Source organism: Pelosinus sp. IPA-1, from assembly GCF_030269905.1.
In the GTDB taxonomy this organism is placed as follows: Bacteria; Bacillota; Negativicutes; order DSM-13327; family DSM-13327; genus Pelosinus.
Genome location: NZ_BSVC01000002.1, coordinates 472,948 through 490,631, shown reverse-complemented (window position 1 = coordinate 490,631; position 17,684 = coordinate 472,948). Strand labels below are relative to the sequence as shown.

Annotated in this window: 20 protein-coding genes, 1 riboswitch and 1 other annotated feature (1 of these 22 running past the window's edge); of the genes, 1 reads left to right on the top strand and 19 read right to left on the bottom strand. The window is 38.8% G+C overall.

The features are described from left to right. Positions 1-155: a binding site (T-box leader), on the bottom strand (it extends 69 nt beyond the left edge of the window). A gap of 168 nt (positions 156-323) precedes the next feature. The 9 genes from QSJ81_RS06080 to QSJ81_RS06040 all read right to left on the bottom strand — a co-directional run bounded on the left by QSJ81_RS06080 (position 324) and on the right by QSJ81_RS06040 (position 7,494). Beyond that, positions 324-947 carry a DUF47 domain-containing protein gene (locus tag QSJ81_RS06080; protein WP_285716523.1) on the bottom strand — a complete coding sequence of 208 codons (624 nt, stop codon included), beginning with the start codon at positions 945-947 and terminating at the stop codon, positions 324-326. A gap of 16 nt (positions 948-963) precedes the next feature. Continuing rightward, a complete protein-coding gene (locus QSJ81_RS06075) occupies positions 964-2,001 on the bottom strand; it encodes an inorganic phosphate transporter (protein WP_285716522.1) in 1,038 nt (345 codons plus the stop codon). A gap of 57 nt (positions 2,002-2,058) precedes the next feature. After that, positions 2,059-2,418, bottom strand: a complete 360-nt coding sequence (locus tag QSJ81_RS06070; RefSeq protein WP_285716521.1) for an MmcQ/YjbR family DNA-binding protein — start codon at positions 2,416-2,418, stop codon at positions 2,059-2,061. Positions 2,419-2,562: 144 nt separating this feature from the next. Continuing rightward, positions 2,563-3,024: a chemotaxis protein CheX gene (locus QSJ81_RS06065; RefSeq protein WP_285716520.1), complete on the bottom strand. Its 462-nt coding sequence runs from the start codon at positions 3,022-3,024 to the stop codon at positions 2,563-2,565. A 175-nt stretch (positions 3,025-3,199) separates the two neighbouring features. Further along, complete coding sequence (locus QSJ81_RS06060; protein ID WP_285716519.1) at positions 3,200-3,514, bottom strand: immunity 53 family protein; 315 nt, start codon at positions 3,512-3,514, stop codon at positions 3,200-3,202. Between the two features lie 88 nt (positions 3,515-3,602). Then, a complete protein-coding gene (locus tag QSJ81_RS06055; protein WP_285716518.1) occupies positions 3,603-3,968 on the bottom strand; it encodes an immunity 53 family protein in 366 nt (121 codons plus the stop codon). Between the two features lie 259 nt (positions 3,969-4,227). Continuing rightward, the gene (locus QSJ81_RS06050; RefSeq protein ID WP_285716517.1) at positions 4,228-5,514 is read right to left on the bottom strand and encodes a homocysteine synthase; all 1,287 of its coding nucleotides are present in this window, start codon (positions 5,512-5,514) and stop codon (positions 4,228-4,230) included. 13 nt (positions 5,515-5,527) lie between these two features. Further along, entirely contained in the window at positions 5,528-6,685 is a 1,158-nt protein-coding gene (gene metX / locus QSJ81_RS06045) for a homoserine O-acetyltransferase MetX (RefSeq protein ID WP_285716516.1), read from the bottom strand. Positions 6,686-6,765: 80 nt separating this feature from the next. Continuing rightward, a riboswitch (SAM riboswitch) is annotated at positions 6,766-6,866 on the bottom strand. Between the two features lie 85 nt (positions 6,867-6,951). After that, on the bottom strand, positions 6,952-7,494 hold the full coding sequence (locus QSJ81_RS06040; RefSeq protein WP_285716515.1) for a hypothetical protein: 543 nt from the start codon (positions 7,492-7,494) through the stop codon (positions 6,952-6,954). Between the two features lie 260 nt (positions 7,495-7,754). Here QSJ81_RS06040 and QSJ81_RS06035 point away from each other — a divergent pair, with 260 nt between their 5' ends. Then, positions 7,755-9,071: a 6-phospho-beta-glucosidase gene (locus QSJ81_RS06035; RefSeq protein WP_285716514.1), complete on the top strand. Its 1,317-nt coding sequence runs from the start codon at positions 7,755-7,757 to the stop codon at positions 9,069-9,071. Between the two features lie 74 nt (positions 9,072-9,145). Here the strand turns inward: QSJ81_RS06035 and pepF are convergent, their stop codons facing one another. The 10 genes from pepF to QSJ81_RS05985 form a co-directional block, all read right to left on the bottom strand. Continuing rightward, positions 9,146-11,035: an oligoendopeptidase F gene (pepF, locus tag QSJ81_RS06030; RefSeq protein WP_285716513.1), complete on the bottom strand. Its 1,890-nt coding sequence runs from the start codon at positions 11,033-11,035 to the stop codon at positions 9,146-9,148. A gap of 105 nt (positions 11,036-11,140) precedes the next feature. Further along, complete coding sequence (locus QSJ81_RS06025; RefSeq protein ID WP_285716512.1) at positions 11,141-11,959, bottom strand: Cof-type HAD-IIB family hydrolase; 819 nt, start codon at positions 11,957-11,959, stop codon at positions 11,141-11,143. 145 nt (positions 11,960-12,104) lie between these two features. Further along, positions 12,105-12,824, bottom strand: a complete 720-nt coding sequence (locus tag QSJ81_RS06020; protein WP_285716511.1) for a KDGP aldolase — start codon at positions 12,822-12,824, stop codon at positions 12,105-12,107. After that, entirely contained in the window at positions 12,824-13,945 is a 1,122-nt protein-coding gene (locus tag QSJ81_RS06015) for a DgaE family pyridoxal phosphate-dependent ammonia lyase (RefSeq protein WP_285716510.1), read from the bottom strand. The genes QSJ81_RS06020 and QSJ81_RS06015 overlap by 1 nt, the downstream gene beginning before the upstream one ends. A 37-nt stretch (positions 13,946-13,982) precedes the next feature. Then, positions 13,983-14,645: a DUF4310 family protein gene (locus QSJ81_RS06010; protein ID WP_038672423.1), complete on the bottom strand. Its 663-nt coding sequence runs from the start codon at positions 14,643-14,645 to the stop codon at positions 13,983-13,985. After that, positions 14,646-15,431: a DUF4311 domain-containing protein gene (locus QSJ81_RS06005; protein WP_285716509.1), complete on the bottom strand. Its 786-nt coding sequence runs from the start codon at positions 15,429-15,431 to the stop codon at positions 14,646-14,648. Positions 15,432-15,463: 32 nt separating this feature from the next. Then, positions 15,464-15,802: a DUF4312 family protein gene (locus QSJ81_RS06000; protein ID WP_285716508.1), complete on the bottom strand. Its 339-nt coding sequence runs from the start codon at positions 15,800-15,802 to the stop codon at positions 15,464-15,466. Continuing rightward, the gene (locus QSJ81_RS05995; RefSeq protein ID WP_285716507.1) at positions 15,802-16,182 is read right to left on the bottom strand and encodes an SFCGS family glycine-rich protein; all 381 of its coding nucleotides are present in this window, start codon (positions 16,180-16,182) and stop codon (positions 15,802-15,804) included. Before QSJ81_RS05995 ends, QSJ81_RS06000 begins: the two co-directional genes overlap by 1 nt. Before the next feature lie 21 nt (positions 16,183-16,203). Then, a complete protein-coding gene (locus QSJ81_RS05990; RefSeq protein WP_285716506.1) occupies positions 16,204-16,512 on the bottom strand; it encodes a PRD domain-containing protein in 309 nt (102 codons plus the stop codon). A gap of 38 nt (positions 16,513-16,550) precedes the next feature. Beyond that, positions 16,551-17,681 carry an amidohydrolase/deacetylase family metallohydrolase gene (locus QSJ81_RS05985; protein ID WP_285716505.1) on the bottom strand — a complete coding sequence of 377 codons (1,131 nt, stop codon included), beginning with the start codon at positions 17,679-17,681 and terminating at the stop codon, positions 16,551-16,553. Positions 17,682-17,684 lie beyond the last annotated feature (3 nt).

Sequence of the window (17,684 nt, the reverse complement as noted above, 5' to 3'; positions counted from 1 at the left end):
CCTAAGCCCAATAACGAGGCTACCCCGGTATTTCTTACTACTTTCAGAAATACAGTTCTAGAGTGATCTTCCCCCACCGCTCATTGTCAACTCACACCAAACGTCAACTCTCTGAAAATTAGCTAGTAGGCTACTATCTCTATCATTACTATTGTTCTATGCTTTGAAATGAATTCTATCATTGCGCTTATACAATGTCAATGATTTTTTATGATTTATCCCGTATTTTTGTAATATTAGTATTTTATAATACTATATCAGGAGACTATTGTAATTCTTTTTTAATACATACATATTTTTCAGGATTAAGGCAAGTTTATCACCTACGTAATTCGCACTACAACTTTATGCAAAATATCTGTAGTATATCCTAGATGGATGGCCGCATCTTTAATATGATGATATACCTCCCTATATTTCATGGCATACATAAGATCTCCCCGCTTAAAGAGTTCCACCATACCGTCACGATAATCAGCTTCCACCCTTAACTGTACTTCACGAATGTTTTCTATGTAAGTTTTCGACTTAATCGGATCTCCTTTTAATAAGTCAATTGCCTCAGCAAGCTGTTCCGTTCCTTTAGATAATTGTTCTACCATTTTTATAATAACTGAGTCAGCAAAAACTTCAAATGCTTCCATTTCTTCTAAGGTAGACTTAGCATATTCAACAATTTTATCCATTTCTACAGAAAGAGAATAAATATCCTGCCTATCAAAGGGAGTTACAAAAGCCTCCACTAGATTATTTTCCATAGTAAATCGAATTGCATCCGCCCGATCTGCCTCTTGGAATACAAGCTGATAATCTTCCTTTGATCTACTAGAAATCCAACTTTCTAGGCTTTTCATTCCACTACTAGTAACCAAAGCTTGATCATGTAACATCTTATTAAAATCCCATTTGACAGGAAATAATCTTTCCCAGAAGTTATTTTTAGCCATACACCCTCCTTAATAACTATCCTACTATGTAATATAGGAGCGCCGCTACCATCGCGGATGCCGGTATGGTAACACACCAAGCAACAATAATCTCTTGACCAATCTTCCAATTGACCATACGAAATTCGTCTGCCGCTCCTACTCCCACTACACTTCCCACCACTACATGGGTTGTAGAAACAGGTGCTCCTAAAACTGTTGCCAAAATAACGGAACCACCTGAAGACAATTGAGAATTCAAACTATGGATAGGACGAATGGTATAGATATCACGCCCAATCGTTTTCATAATTGACCATCCGCCAAGCATAGTTCCCAGAAACATAACTGTACCACCAAATGCATTAATCCAGAAAGGTTCCACATGACCAAAAGGATAATTGGCAGCTGCCAAAGCAAGGGAAACAACGCCAACCACTTTTTGTGTATCATTGGCGCCATGACTATAAGCTAATAATGCAGCAATAATCCATTGCACTCTCTTTATCCATATATTGATTGTTATTTTAGCATTCCTCAATATAAGATTAGAGGTAAACTGGAGGAGGAATGCAACTATAAAACCTAATAAAGGGGAAAATAGTAATGCTATCACAATTTTGCTAATACCGATAACTTGATGTTCTGGTGATAAGAGTTCTTCCCACCCCCATAAAATATATTCTTTGCCACGAGAAACCCATACTGCCCCTATTAATCCTCCTACCAACGCATGAGTTGAGCTGGAAGGAAAGCCAAACTTCCAAGTTACTAGATTCCATATTACGGCTCCCATCATAGCAGCTAATAATATTTTTAGTAATGCCGTTTCTGTAGGGACTGCAACAATTGCCGAGACAGTATTTGCCACCGCACTACCACTCGTCACCGCACCAATAAAGCCCCCTATTGCCGCCAAACAAATTGCTTGAACTGGCGTGGCAGCCCCGCAGGAAATAAAAGTCGCGACAACGGAGCTTGCATCATGCAAACCATTTGTTAATGTAAAAATAAGTGCAACCAAGATTACTATAACTAAGATTAATTCAGTAGAAATACTCATCCCTCGCTTCAATATAAACTTCTATTTACAATAGATTACCCTTAATAATATCATTTACTCTTTTCAAGCCTAAATTATTATTTTCAACCTAGCCCGTTTTTCCCGAGTAAGGGACTTAACTACCAAATCATAAGAGTGATCGATTAGCCCCCTTATCTCCTTCTCCGGGATAGTGCCATCCAATAATAATGTATTCCAATGCCGTTTATTTAGGTGGTACCCTGGTAAGATACTTACATATTGCTGACGTAAAAGTTCTGCATAGTTAGGATCACATTTTAATGAGAGATTTACCTGTCCCTCCCTACGTGATAAGAGTGCAAACATTTTTCCCATCACTTTCATAACAATTACATCTGGGCCAAAAGGATAGTCTTCAATTGCACCTTCTTTAGACAAACAGTAAGTAAACAACGGTTTAGAATCCATAATAAACTCCCCCTGCTATAACTCTTTTCCTTACCGCAAATACGTAGTAATTGACTACATTCCATCTAATATAGTAAAACCCTGCAAAAATTCATAAGAACTCTTACAGGGTTTTGTATATATAGATAGCAATATCTTTAACACTTATCCAGCGTTAAGACCAATGGACATTTCTACCGGGCAATTATCTACTATCATTTCAATAGCAATATATGTACTATTACACACCTGAATTTTGGTATTATCCTGCAAAAATATAGGAGGGTTGACTTTTACCATAAATCCTTCCTTATTTAAAGAAGTAGATGCATGAGAAACAACCATATTAAACACTTCACAGACTGCACTTTTAGCCATATCATCAATCGTATTGATTACAGTCCCCATCATCATAACTGATGAAATTTTCTTAGCCGTCTGTTCCGACATATTAAAAACAATATTTCCATCGCTTTGACTTTTCACACCAACCTGTACACTAACTCCAAGACTATCAACAAATTGTTCCTTGGAACAAATTTTACCTCTAACAATATTTACAAATCCAACTTGAGGCATCACGCCCGTAAATGCAATTAAAAAAGGGTTAATAAATTTGGCATCCAAACTTTTGTCCTCCCACACCGTAATACATGATCAGAAAATAAATTACTCCACCTAATTTCATATATTTATGCAATTTATCGAAAATCTAATCAACAGTAGATTAAATATAGAAGATGTACTCTAGTCCTTCAAGCCTTTACAAATTTGCTTGAGTAATTCTGTGCCAGAACACTGATTATTTTTTCTTTTTAAAATTTTTATCGACCTTGACTAGCCAGGTTATAAATACTATTAAAATTTCTTCTAAATTTCCAGCCCCACCGGAACCGTTAAAAATACTATTTTCTACTTTACAATGTACCCAATCATCAACACTTCTTTCCACTTTATATGCAGGAAACTCCTTACCATCAACTCTCGTATCCACTAAATTAATCGAAACAAGCCATCCTAGCATGTCAATGCTTTGAATTTTAACATTCCAGTCATGTTCCCAATTACCTTCGCAATTACTGATGTACCATTCTTCTAACAATTTAATAACATTCATTATTTATCTCCTACCTTGGTGTTTTACTTAAATAATAGTCATCCACCTCATAAACTTTAGGGGAAAGTTACTTGAAAGAAATTTTCTATTACAAATCTTCTTGGGTATATTCAAAGTATTTAAACTCATATTTATTGCGAGGCGCTTGAATCTTCTCTTCCTTACTTAAGTCAGTAACCCATTCCTTGAAAATTTCTAATATCTCTTCTAAATTTTCAGGCCCTCCAAATCCTTTGAAAGTATTATCATTTACAAGACATCGAATCCAATTATTATCACTCCTATCAAGATAAACAGTTTCAAATGTTTTTTGTTCGAATCCCGTACCCGTTAAATCAATTTTTATAGACCATCCTGGATTATCTACTGTTGTAATCTTCACACCATAACAATGCTCACAATTGTCATTACAATTATTTTTATACCAGCCGGCCAACCATTTTACTAAGCTCATTTCTTCAGACTCCTTCTGGATTTATCTATTCTAATCATTTTCCCGTTTCGAACCGTTACAGATACAATAATACATTTTAAAAATTTTTTCGTCTGCCAAAAGGTATACGTTTTAACATTTTTTATTATATTTATATATTTTTTACAAATTTCATGGCCAAATAGTAAAAGGCTGCAACTATAATATCCTCTACTAATATCATAGTTGCAGCTCTTTTTACTATATTGTTTTATTTTATAGTTACCTCAAGCATCACAATTTACTTTGCAACAGCCAAACCTTGATCCAAGTCTTCAATAAGATCTTCCACATCTTCAATTCCAATAGACAAGCGTACCATGTCATCCGGTACTCCAGCACTAGCACGTTGCTCTGATGTGAGCTGAGAGTGAGTGGTACTTGCAGGATGAATGACAAGAGACTTAGCATCTCCAACATTTGCTAATAGGGAAAATAACTGCAAGGAATCAATAAATTTTCTACCAGCTTCTAATCCACCTTTGATGCCAAAGGTTAATATAGCTCCTGCTCCACGAGGAAAATACTTTTTCGCCAAATTATAATCTGGGTGATTGGTCAATCCTGGGTAGCTTACCCAACTCACACTTTCATGTTTTGCTAAATGCTCAGCAACGGCTTGCGCATTCTCGGAGTGACGTTTCATACGTAAATGAAGAGTTTCTAACCCTTGCAAAAATTGAAAACTATTAAACGGGCTGAGGCACGCTCCTAAATCGCGCAGCACTTGGATTCGCAGGCGAATGATAAAAGCCAAAGGTCCTAAGGCTTCCGTATATTTTAGTCCATGATAACTTGGATCTGCCTCACTCAATAAAGGAAACTTTCCATTATCCCAATTGAATTTACCACCATCAATCACTAAACCACCCATAGATGTACCATGCCCGCCAATAAACTTTGTAGCAGAATGAACGACAATATCTGCGCCAAAATCTAGAGGACGGCATAAATAAGGTGTAGCAAACGTGCTATCAACAATTAATGGGATACCATTTCGGTGGGCCACTTCAGCAACTTTTTCAATATCAAAAATATCAATTTTGGGATTTCCAATCACTTCACCATATAACGCTTTTGTCTTTGGCGTAATCGCCTTTTGGAAATTTTCTGGATCCCTTGGATCAACAAAGGTTACCTTAATCCCTAAATTAGGCAAAGTATAGGAAAACATATTATAAGTACCGCCATAAAGAGTTGAAGAGCTGACAATTTCATCCCCTGCTTGGGCAATGTTTAAGATGGCTCCACTAATTGCAGCATGCCCTGAAGCAAAGGCTAAAGCTCCGACTCCACCTTCAAGAGCTGTAATGCGTTTTTCTAAGACATCAGTAGTAGGATTAGTCAAGCGACTGTAAATATTACCAGACTCTTTTAAACCAAATAAATTGGCAGCGTGCTCGCTATCACGAAAATTATAAGCAGTAGTTTGATAAATGGGAACTGCTCGTGATCCTGTTGTCGGATCTGGCTCCTGACCACCGTGAACGGCTAATGAATCAAAACGTAATTTTTCTTGTACTGACATGTTATACATCCTCCTAGTTTTTAGTTACTTTACCTATAGTTAGCTTTTTTATAAACTCATTGATCAAGGGCCTTAATAAATGAAAATCAATTAAAAAACCATCATGACCATGAGGACTTTCAAGTAAGGCATACTCGGCATCCACTCCGCAATCGCGCATAGCTTCCACCAATTCTTCTTGCTGGTAAGGAGGATATAAAATATCAGAACTTACCCCCACAACCATTACTTTCCCCGTAATTTGGGCTAAAGCATCCTCATAGCTTTTACAGCTATCTGACAAATTATAATAATCTAAGACTCGTAGTAAATATAAGTAAGAATTCGCATCAAAACGGCGCGCTAAGCTATTACCTTGATGATCTAGGTAATTTTCAATTTCAAAACATCCATTGCGGCGTTTCCGTCCAAATTTTCCTTCCATAGACAATTCGGATTGATAGGTAATCATACCTACCGATCGGGCAATTGCTAATCCTTTTTCTGGACCATTCCCGCCATAGTAATTTCCACCTTGCCAACCTGGGTCAAGAGTTATAGCTTGCCGTGCTACCTTATTATAAGCAATGGACTGAGAAGATGAATATCCTGGAGCGGCAATTGCCATAACACCATCCATAAAATCAGGATAGGTTACAGCCCACTCCAAAGATTGCATTCCACCCATGGAACCGCCAATAATTAACTTAACATGTTTAATCCCCAGCAAATCTAGTAATCGTTTCTGTACCTGTACCATGTCTAATAAAGTTATTTCCGGGAAATCCATGCCATAAGCCAGCCCATTTTCTAAGTTAGGGGAAGCTGGACCTGTTGTCCCTTGACAACCACCAAGCACATTGGCACAAATAATAAAATACTTATCTGTATCTAGGGGGCACCCTGAACCAACCAGTGGTTCCCACCAACCTTTTTCGTCATGCTGGTTATGGGCGGCTGGATGACTATCACCTGTCAAGGCGTGATGTAAGAGTATAACATTATCGCCGTTTTCAGATATATGTCCATAGGTTTCATATGCTACAATAACCTCTTTTAATATCCCCCCTAATTTGAGGTACAAGGGATTTTCTGTATCAGCTACTTTAGCCATCTTTAAATAAGGCCGCCACTTAAATCCTGGAAAGTAAGTTAACGTTGTCTGCATGCTACGGCTGTTATCTAACAGCATCCATATACCCTCTCCTCACCATCTCAAATATAAAAAAACCCCTCTTATAAATAAGAAGGGTTTTTATTACATAGTAAACCTTCTTATCTCCCAGGATTGCTCCTGCTGGAATTAGCACCACTGCATTACTGCCGGTTGCTGGGTGTCATTGGGCCAGTCCCTCCACCACTCTGGATAAGATTTAATATTTAATTGTAACGTTGTAAACCTAGTGCTATTACTATATCATGATGTAGCGCTAATAGCAACCATGTATTGGTGATTTCCTACGGATTTTTATCTTGTTCATTCTTGTCTAGCGGCTTAGCTGCCGTTGGCTGCAAGTTAGGAGAGATATTGATTCGTTCGGAGGAGAATAATATACCATCCTGCCACATTTGATAAATATAGACGGAAATTAAATGCACGACCGTCGTTGTAAATGCCCCAATCCCCGCAAGAGCATTTTCGTCAAGCCACACGAATATTCCTCGGCGGTGTAACAAGGGCTGTACCAAAAGGATTAATAGTAAACTGCCTATGATCTGAACAATTGCATACGACCAAAACCGCCCATAAGTATATTTGAGAATCCACATCGCGCCGATTGGCAATGCACCATAAACAAAACTTATCATTTCGCTAAGCGGATAAACATTCTCACGGGTCTCCCATACCTTCCAAGTAACGCCTACATCAACAATTAAAGTATTCGTTACTATTACAAACAAGGCTGCGGGCATCCATCGCTTAATTTCCTCTCTAGGCATGAAGAAGAGAGTTAGCCAAGGAAGAATTAACATAGACCATAATATTATTTGATTGCTCACAACCAAGCCTCCCATAATCGATATACACTTATTATGACCCTGTTGTGATTGCCTTATTCTGGACAAAATACAGCCTCCATTCTCCGAAAAAGGGTAAGAAGTTCTTTTATCTCACTACGAGGAATAGCTAATGCGTATTCCCTTCTCTTAAAGTAAAACTGTACTAGTACAGTTTTACTTTATCGTAATTGCGCTCCTTCTGGTAGAACTATATGATTATTCTAGAGATAAAAATTCCGAGTATATTAGGAGGTTTTATTATGAAGGGGTTAAAAATTGTGACAATCGGTGGCGGCTCAAGTTATACACCGGAGATTATTGAAGGATTCATAAAAAGATATGATGAACTGCCCATTCACGAACTGTGGTTAGTAGATATTGACGCAGGCAAAGAAAAATTAAAGATTGTAAGTGATCTTGCTAAAAGAATGGTCAAAAAATCCGGGGTACCAATGGAAATACACACGACTCTAGATAGAAGAGAGGCTCTGCCCAATGCGGATTTTGTAACGACACAATTTCGCGTAGGCCTCTTAAATGCACGAATAAAGGATGAAAGAATTCCATTAAACCATGGTTATATTGGACAAGAAACCAATGGTGCCGGCGGGATGTTTAAGACACTGCGAACTATTCCAGTCATACTTGAAATTGATAAAGATATGGCAGAATTATGCCCAAATGCTTGGCTAATCAACTTCACCAATCCCTCAGGAATGATCACGGAAGCTGTACTGAGATATGGGAAAAATAAGAAGGTTATCGGCTTATGTAATGTACCTATTGGCATGGAAATGGCAATAGCCAAACTATACAATGTTGAACACAGTAGAATTCGAATTGACTTTGCCGGTTTGAATCATATGGTATTTGGTTTAAATGCATATTTAGATGGTGAGAACATTACCAAATCAGTGATTGATAATATTGCTGCTGGCAAGATGCCGAGTACTGTAAAAAATGTTATCAATATTAATTGGATACCTGAATTTGTACTAGGATTAAATGTAATACCTTGTCCCTATCACAGATACTATTTCAAAAAAGATGAAATGTTGGAAAAGGAATTAGAAGAGTTTGCCAAAGGGGAAACTAGAGCTGAAACAGTAAAAAAACTGGAGGATGACCTGTTCGAATTGTATAAAGATCCGAATTTGGACATAAAACCACCACAATTAGAACAACGTGGTGGAGCCTACTATAGCGATGCAGCCTGTAGATTGATAAATTCAATATATAATGACAAGCGTGATATTCAACCCGTAGATACGAGAAATAATGGGGCAATTGCCGGAATTTCGCCTGACTCCATTGTAGAAGTAAGCTGTGTGATCACTAAAGATGGTCCTCAACCAATTGCTATCGGTGAGCTTCCCATACAAATAAACGGATTAGTACAACAGATTAAATCCTTCGAAAGAGTAGTTATTGATGCAGCTGTTACAGGCGACTATAATAAAGCTTTACTAGCTATGACAATGAACCCGTTGGTCGCTTCCGATAAAATGGCTAAAGTTTTATTTGATGAAATGTTAGAAGCTCACAAAGAATATCTCCCCCAATTTAAAAGCTTATAATAGCAAAAATGACGCCAGATCAAGGAATGATCTGGCGCCATTTTAGTTAAATTAAGATACTATTTAATTATGAACTATTCTTCTTTCATTAACATTTCCAATTCATCTAATAGCCGATTAAATTTCTGTAACGTAATTTCGATAGGCTCAGGGGTAGACATATCTACACCAGCATGTTTTAAAATATTGATTGGTGTATCTGAACCACCAGCTTTTAAGAAATAGGTACTGTAGCGTTCTTGGGCCGTCTTACCTTCTGTTTGTAATTTTTCAGCAAAGGCCGTTGCTGCTGAATAACCAGTTGCATATTGATATACATAAAAATTACGATAAAAGTGAGGAATTCGAGCCCATTCTATATCAATTTCTTTATCTACAACCATATCACTACCAAAATATTTTACATTAAGTTCATGATACATGCCTTCCATCACATCAGCCGTCAAGGTTTCCCCTTGCTCACTTTTTTCGTGAATTGCTTTTTCAAATTCGGCAAACATGGTCTGGCGATATAAGGTAGTACGAATATTTTCTAAGTATTGATTTAAGAGATATATTTTTGTCTTTTTATCTTCTGTGTGCTTCAGCATATAATCAATGAGTAAAATTTCATTGGTAGTAGAAGCAGTTTCTGCTGTAAAGATCACATAGTCAGAAGTAGGATAAGGCTGGTGCTTGGCACTATAGTAGCTATGCATGGCATGCCCCATCTCATGGGCTAATGTAGAAGCATCGCTATATCTTCCATGATAATTCAAAAGGACAAACGGATGTATGCCGTAAACGCCCCAAGAATAGGCACCTGAACGTTTTCCCTGGTTTTCATAAACATCGATCCAACTTGCTGCTATACCTTTGTTAAAGTTTTCGATATACTCTTCCCCTAAAGGAGCTAAAGCTTGCCTTACAACCTCCAAAGCCTCTGGATAAGTCAATTTTATGTCTATATCCTTTACAATCGGTGCATATAAATCATACATATGTATTTCGTCTACGCCTAAGGCCTTCTTCTTTAAGGCTACATACCGATGTAGTGGGGCAAGATTTTGATTGACGGTACGAATTAAATTATCATAAACAGCTACAGGAATATGATTTGGCGTAAGAGCAGCTTCCTGTGCCGAAGGAAACTTATGGGCTTGGGCGAAAAACACATGCTGTTTGACATGCCCATTGAGAGTTGCTGCCAAGGTGTTACGATACTGACCATAAGAACCCAGTACACCAGCAAAGGCTTCCTGACGAACACGCCGATCCGATGAGCGAAGGTAAGTGGTGTAACGACCTTCACTTAATTGGACCTCCTGTCCTTGCTCATCTTTGATGTTAGGAAATCGAACTTCTGCATTTGCTAAAACATTAAAAACTGTAGCAGGAGTTTCCGCTACTTCCCCTGCTTTTGATAGTAGTGCTTCCTCCTTAGGAGAAAGCACATGTTCTTTTTGCTGGATTAAACTATCAAAATAAAAGTTATAAATTGCTAGCCCTTTTTCCTGACGTCTAATTTCCTGCAATTTTTCCGTTGGCATAGAAACAATTTCAGGCTCAATAAAGGAAGTAGCGGCACTAACTTCCACATTTAATGATTGAGCTTTGCCAGTTAATGCTTGGTACTTATTATCAGCCGTATTTTCATCTTGATGCATACGGGCAAAAGGATACAACTTGCCTGTAATCATGGTTACTTCATCACGAAGTGTAAGACACGCAAGCATCTCCTTACCCGAAAGATGCAGCCTACCTTTAAATTCGGTAATCTTAGGCAACATAGCTTTCACCTTGTTGTAGTCTACCTGCCAAGCATCATCGCTTGTGTATAAATCCTCAAGATTCCATTTATATTCAGCCTGTATTTGGGCTCGGTCAGCAATCTGAGAATTTTCTGGAGCTCCTACTGCACTAGACGTAGTAGAAAGCATCATCATACTCAACGCTAAGGGGAAAACGTGGATCTGTTTAAACATAGAACACTCTCCTTTTAAAATAATTCCAGTCCTTTCCTTTATCCTAACACGAGTAAAGCCTCTAGTAAAAGCCTTATTATGCAGAATTATTTATATTGTATAGTATTATATGTTTTCTTTTAAAACATACTTCCTTAAAGCGTATTCCACTCCTCTTTCTAAATTGCTTTTAGGGATGATAATATCCGCATGCTGCTTTAATTCCGCACTCGCATTTCCCATCCCAATTCCCAATCCCACAGCTCGAAGCATTGCAATATCATTTCCTTCATTTCCAATGGCTAATGCTTGTGATAAAGGAATTCCCAATTCTCGGCAAATAGTACCTAACGCAAGGCCCTTATTTACCTCGACATCTACGATTTCCAACCCCCTTGGTGAATCTTGAAAAACAGTGACCGCATCCTTCCATTGGCTAAGCTGCTCTTTGGCATACTGAATGCGCTTTGGCTCATCTTGTAAAACAATACGAAAAGGTGCCTCATTCAATCTCCTTAGTTGTCCCCTTCCCACGACTGTATAAGGAATATTAAAATTCCTCGAAAATTCAATGGTTTTAGGCGTTGCTTCCTGTACAAAGAACATCTCATTACAATACACCTTAATATAGTAACCTTGCTCCTCGAAAAAACTAATAATTTCTGTTGACTTAGCTGCGTCGATAGGCCTTCGAGTAATAATCTTTTCCTTTTTTATATCGGCAACGTAAGCACCACAATGAGTAATCAAGGGTACTTCTATCTTTAACTGATTTGCATAAGGAATCACCGAGCAAAAGGATCTGCCTGAAGCCAATGTAACTATTACGCCTTGCTGTTTAACCTGCTGAATAACCTGAATGGTTTCTTCGGGAATTTGGCGCCTATCATGTAGCAGCGTCCCATCCAAATCAATAGCAACTAATTTAACATCTAAATAGTGCATAGAATTCCCTCCTAATCAATAAGAAAATAACCTTACTACATGGAATCAACGCAGCTTACCAATAAATTAGTGTGTAATGTAAGATAAACCACCCTTCCGAAAATTCTTTCAAAAGAGTGGTCTATCATTCTTTTCCTTTTTTACATTAGTTCCCTGACAGTGCTGTAAGTAACTCAGCAACTTTCTTAGGATCGGTTAGACCTGTTGCCTTGTCTACCAGTGCAGTATAAATGTGAGGAATGATAACTTCAGCACCATTTTCAGCACAAACCTCTACCACCTTGCCAACCGAATGAATATCAATTCCGCCCGTAGGTTCAAATATTCTAATTCCTTGCCGAACAGCTGCTCGTACCATTGCAGCAACTTCGTCTAATCTTGATTGCCCTTCAATCGGATAAAACTTTACAGAATGTATGCCAATTTCATGTAGCATAGCAGCAGCACCATCGCAAGAGATACTATCTTGGAAATTTTGACTTTGTGGTCCTGTACATACAGATACCTTTCCAAGACTTACAGGGCTAATCAACGCATTCACCATTGTATGATCGCTGCCAACACCTTTTAATCCTGCTAGGGTATAACCAGCAGCCGGGAACACTTGATTTACATGTACTGGTTTTGTTTTTATCGCCACTTCAGCAACCCGACTCCATTGAGCAGGATCTCCCGCCCCTAAACCAACAGAAACCGGAATGTTAGCTTGCTGAAATTCTAGAATTTTATCTATCGCTTCATCATTGGAGTTAAAATTTTTAACCATCATTCCAATATATACTTGCCCCTCAGCAGCCTCTACAATGTCCAAGGCATTCTGACGATCCTTAGCTAATAAATTTAAACGAACAGTTACATTTTTCATTAATTCTCTTCCTTCCCCTTACACTTACTGATGATTTCACGAATACGATTCGCAATTATTCTCTCCTGATCCAATAATAAAGGACGAGGATCAACATTGATGATTCCTATGTTGGCATAATAATTTCGAGTATAAATAGCAGGATCGCCTGTTTCTAATTCGTTAGCCAATGTTATCGCACTGATTCCCGTAATCTTTTCATCAACTGTAAGCTGCGCGCGATAAATCGCCCGCCCGGCTTCATCCTGCACAATGGCACCTTTGATACCAGGAACAGCAGCAAGTTCTTGAATCAACCAATTCATGCGATCCATTTGTCCTTGTGAATCATCTTCTTTCGATTGATATCGTTCTAAGGCCGTCATCAAACCAACAATGGATTCTTTCCCAACCTTCATTGCTCTGCCAATTCCTTTATATTGCTTATGACAGGCTTTCATTAAATCGTCTCTACCGCAGATCAACCCTGAAGTTGGACCTTCTAGAGCCTTGCCACCGCTATAAATGACGATATCAGCACCCTTAGCAATATAACATTTAAAATCTTCTTCTGCTGCTGCATCAACAAGAATAGGAATATTTCTTTCTTTGGCAATAGCAATCATCGTCTCTAAGGACTGCATCCCTTTTTGTACTGCATGATGAGATTTTATGTAAAATAATGCTGCTGTTTTTTCATTAATGGCTCCAAGAATATGGTCTTTCTCCACGTGATTGGCTTGCCCTACTTCTACAACTTTACCACCGCCTAAGGCAATCATCTGGGGAAGAGAAGCACCAAAATGTACAGAATGGCCCTTCTGAAGAATAATTTCATTTTTTAGACCATCAGTATTAGGTACTCTCTCAATAAGTGCCAAATTTTCGCCAGCAATAACAGCTGCTGTAGCTATCGCAATACCTGGCGCAGCCCCAGCAGTAGGGCAGCCATTTTCAGCACCTGTCACTTGTGCAATTTTTTTACCAGCAGCAATCATCAATTCATGAATATCAACATAATCCATAGCGGCCGCACTCAAAGCCTGAGCAATCTCGGAATGTACTGCACTAGCTCCTAGTACTGTCATTTTACCGCTTGCATTAATAATTTTACGCAAACCAAATTTTTGATAAATATTCATTTTCTGCACCCCTAATTACAAGATAGTCTTTCTCCATCTACTTTGTCAAAATAGGGAAAAAGGCTCCAAGAAGCATTGCCCCTAAAATCGCTCCACCTGCAATTGGTTTCTGCCATACGTAAAAGATGGCTGCACCAATCACTGCTCCTAAACCTACGGGAATGGAAGCCATTGTAGCTGAGATAATAATGAGAGGACCTAAATATCTTCCTGATGCATTACCTGCCCCCATCATAACATCAGCACCAAAGGTAGACGAGTTTCCACTGATTGTAAATTTACGAATTAGCACAATGATCGTTCCAATTATTAAACCAAGTGCCCCACCAGTAGCCAGCGCAAGAGGAAAAGACGCCAACGGAGCTGTTACTCCCATACCAAGAAGCATAGCAGGAACCCCAATTCCAATCCCAGTCTGCAGTGCACCTCCAATATCCAAAATGCCGACGAGGGGTCCTTCCAGAACTCGAGCAAAGAGAAAACTTGCGCCAAAAGCAGCCGCTGCACCATATGCACCAGTTTTCAAACCGCCTTCCAACATAGCTACAATAGCAATATCATTAAAGGCACCAATATGATACACATAATACATATGGGTACCAGAAAATATCCCTGCAGAAAGCATGGCTACAAAAAGAACAAAAGCCCATTCAGAATACCAAAACCCGGTTAATTCAGTTTGTTTTTCCTGATTCTCCATTTATTTCACCACCGATCCAAAGATTTTATGGAATTCGATCAATCCTGCTGGTACACCAATATGAAACTCATTTAACAATCTGGCATCAAATCCACGGAAGAATCCACTGAATACAAACAATAACACTACGGCTACTACCAAGGTCTTCGTAATATGATTCCAACCGCTTTCATCTACACCTTTACCTATTAAAATCCCTAAGACAATCCCTGGCACTGCATTTCCCATAACAAGCTGGGACAAACCTCCCAGAACAGTAGCCCATGTACCACTTCTTTGACCAGCATCAATAGCTGCCATCCAGAAAACGATAGGCATAACTGGATTAATCAGCCAGTTGGCTGCTGGAACTAGCACTTTTGTCGCAATAACTTGCAGCGAAGCCGGAATCGCTACGGCTGTTGAGTTCATCACAGTAACTACAACCATGCCAATGGCAGCACCAGCAAAAGCCATTTTTTTGGGATTATGCAAGGTTTCTTCTACCTTAGGATTTTTAGAAAGCAATGCTGCGGCTGCCCAATTTGGAATAATACGGTGTTCTACATCTTGAGTAAAAGCACCAGCGCCAACAACGGATGCCCAAGAATTAAATAAAAATCCTAAACCAAAAGAGAAATGAGAAATTGGATCACCTTCACATGCATTTAGCTCACCAAAAGTCCGAAAAGCTCCCATCCCCTGAACATTTGGTGCATGGAACATTCTAGCAGCACCTGCCCCTACGCCAAAACCGACCAAAGCACCAATAATAATTGATTCGAAAATTATCGTCATTGTATCCATCTGCCTACCCCTCCCTTAATTACTACCAACTATTACTGCATGCGCAGCACTCTTTGCACCGTTGATAATTCTTCCGTTCTTTTCTCAAACTGAATTTCTGTCATATCAATCATTCTGAGACGGACAGTTATATTAACGGCAATATCATACCTTGTCCGTTTACGGGGAAATAAAATTCCTAAAAACTTTTCAGTATAACTGGTTTCAATAGCAGATATTACTTCAACTTCTTGTGGTTCTATTTGTAAAATGATATTTTCAAAAGTCTTGGCTACCAAGGGCTTAATTTGAGAAAAAACATCATTAAAGGCTCTTTCTTTGCTCTCGCCTGTACCCTTCAAAGATAACGTATGTTTTAACTCTTTATACATTATTGTACCTCTTTATTTTTTTCTTGTAATTTTATGTACTCTTCCGTTAACCTTCTGCCCAGTTCTTCAATATCCATAAAGCCAAAGCCAACCACCTTCTTACCTGCTCGAATGGCTGTGACACCTGCATCAACAGAACGAAGGCCAAATTCAACAGGATAGCCATACTTAGTTTTTGCTGTTATAGCCCCTGCACCGCCACTGCCACAAAATGAGATCGCAAAATCAGCTGCTTCTTTGTGCATAGTATCCGCCACCTTCATATCAGCGGCAACACCAGCAATCAAGATTGGTATACCGCCAGCCTGCTCTACACCTTGCGCTACTTTCTGACCTTTGCCTAAACGGTCCCCAATTACCACTCTGACTTTCTTGTCCATTGATAAATCCCCTTTCCTTTTTTAATTACTATTTTTAGCTGTCTCAAAATGCAAGGCCAATAACACGGTTTCAGTCTCATCATTAAGTTCACTATCAATTTTTAGTAATATCTTTCTACTAAGCTCCATCATATCCGGACTGACCTGATCCATTATGAATTGATCTACCGTAGGAAGTTTTTCGCCTTTTTTAACACGCCTAATGGCAGATAACAAATGAATTCCCATACTTAACCAACGTTCCTCAGATATTTCTAGACCAACTTGTTTTGCATTGATTGCTACCATGTGCAATAATTTTTTAAACTCGGTCATTTCCTCCGGGCCCATAGGCATCTCCAAAGAAATTGTTTTAATCAGTGTATCTATCATTTACATTCCAATACCTTTCCTGCTTTTATTGTGAATTTCGCTTGGAGCAACTGGCGCCCCTTAAAAGTCTTATTTTCTGCATCAACAAATTCAAAAACCCCATCTTCTATCGCGAGAATACTAATATCTGCAATTCTCCCTACTTGCAATGAGCCAATTTCATGCTCCATCCCCAGTATGGTAGCTGGCGCAACAGTAACTGCTGCAATAACCTCATCCAAAGAAAAATCTAATGCCAAGAATTTCGATAAAGTAGTTGTTAAACTATATACTGGACCATTAAAATTAGCCAAGTAAATATCCGTGCTGATTGAATAGGGGGTAATTCCTGCCCTTTGAGCTTTCTGTAATGTTTGTACACTGAAGCTTGAGTTTCCATGACCCACATCAAATAAGATACCACGCTTCAAAGCTTGACGTACCTCAGGAAGTATTTCATCACCTTTAAAAATACCACCTTTTTTACCATGAAAAGCATGGGTAAGTACGTCACCGGCATCCAAAACATTCAAGATATCTCCAAGCGCAGGCGGCCCATTACCAATATGGACCATCAGCGGGAGTCCTACCTCTCGTGATAACTTTTTGGCTATTTTTAAAGGCTGTAAACCGCTATTTCCCAATACCGAACTACTCATTCGTACTTTTATTCCCCGAATGATCGGATATTGGGCAATTCGTTCAGCTACATTCTCTTTGTCCAGCTTAGTAAGGTCACTTAACTCATCCCGTCCAGAGCACAATCCATCACCAGCTATATTAATCCAAGCTAATACTTGGGTTGTATTCTTTTCAACAACATTTGTAACAAACCTTGGAAACGCTACTGCACCAGCACTTCCCGCATCTACTAGTGTAGTGACCCCCTGCTGTACTCCGACCAAATCAGCGTCAATACCTAGTTCAGTATCGCCAGGGAATACATGGGTATGAAGATCAATTAAACCAGGCGTAACCAAAGAACCTTGGACATCAAGTATGTCTTTTGCACTATTCTCTAAAGCAAAATCTTCTGGACAGTGGATACTAAAAATACGACCAGCATCAACAGCAATATCATATTTCCTATGGATTTTAGAAATAGGGTCGATAACCATACCATTTTTTATCAGAAGATCAAAAGCCATTTC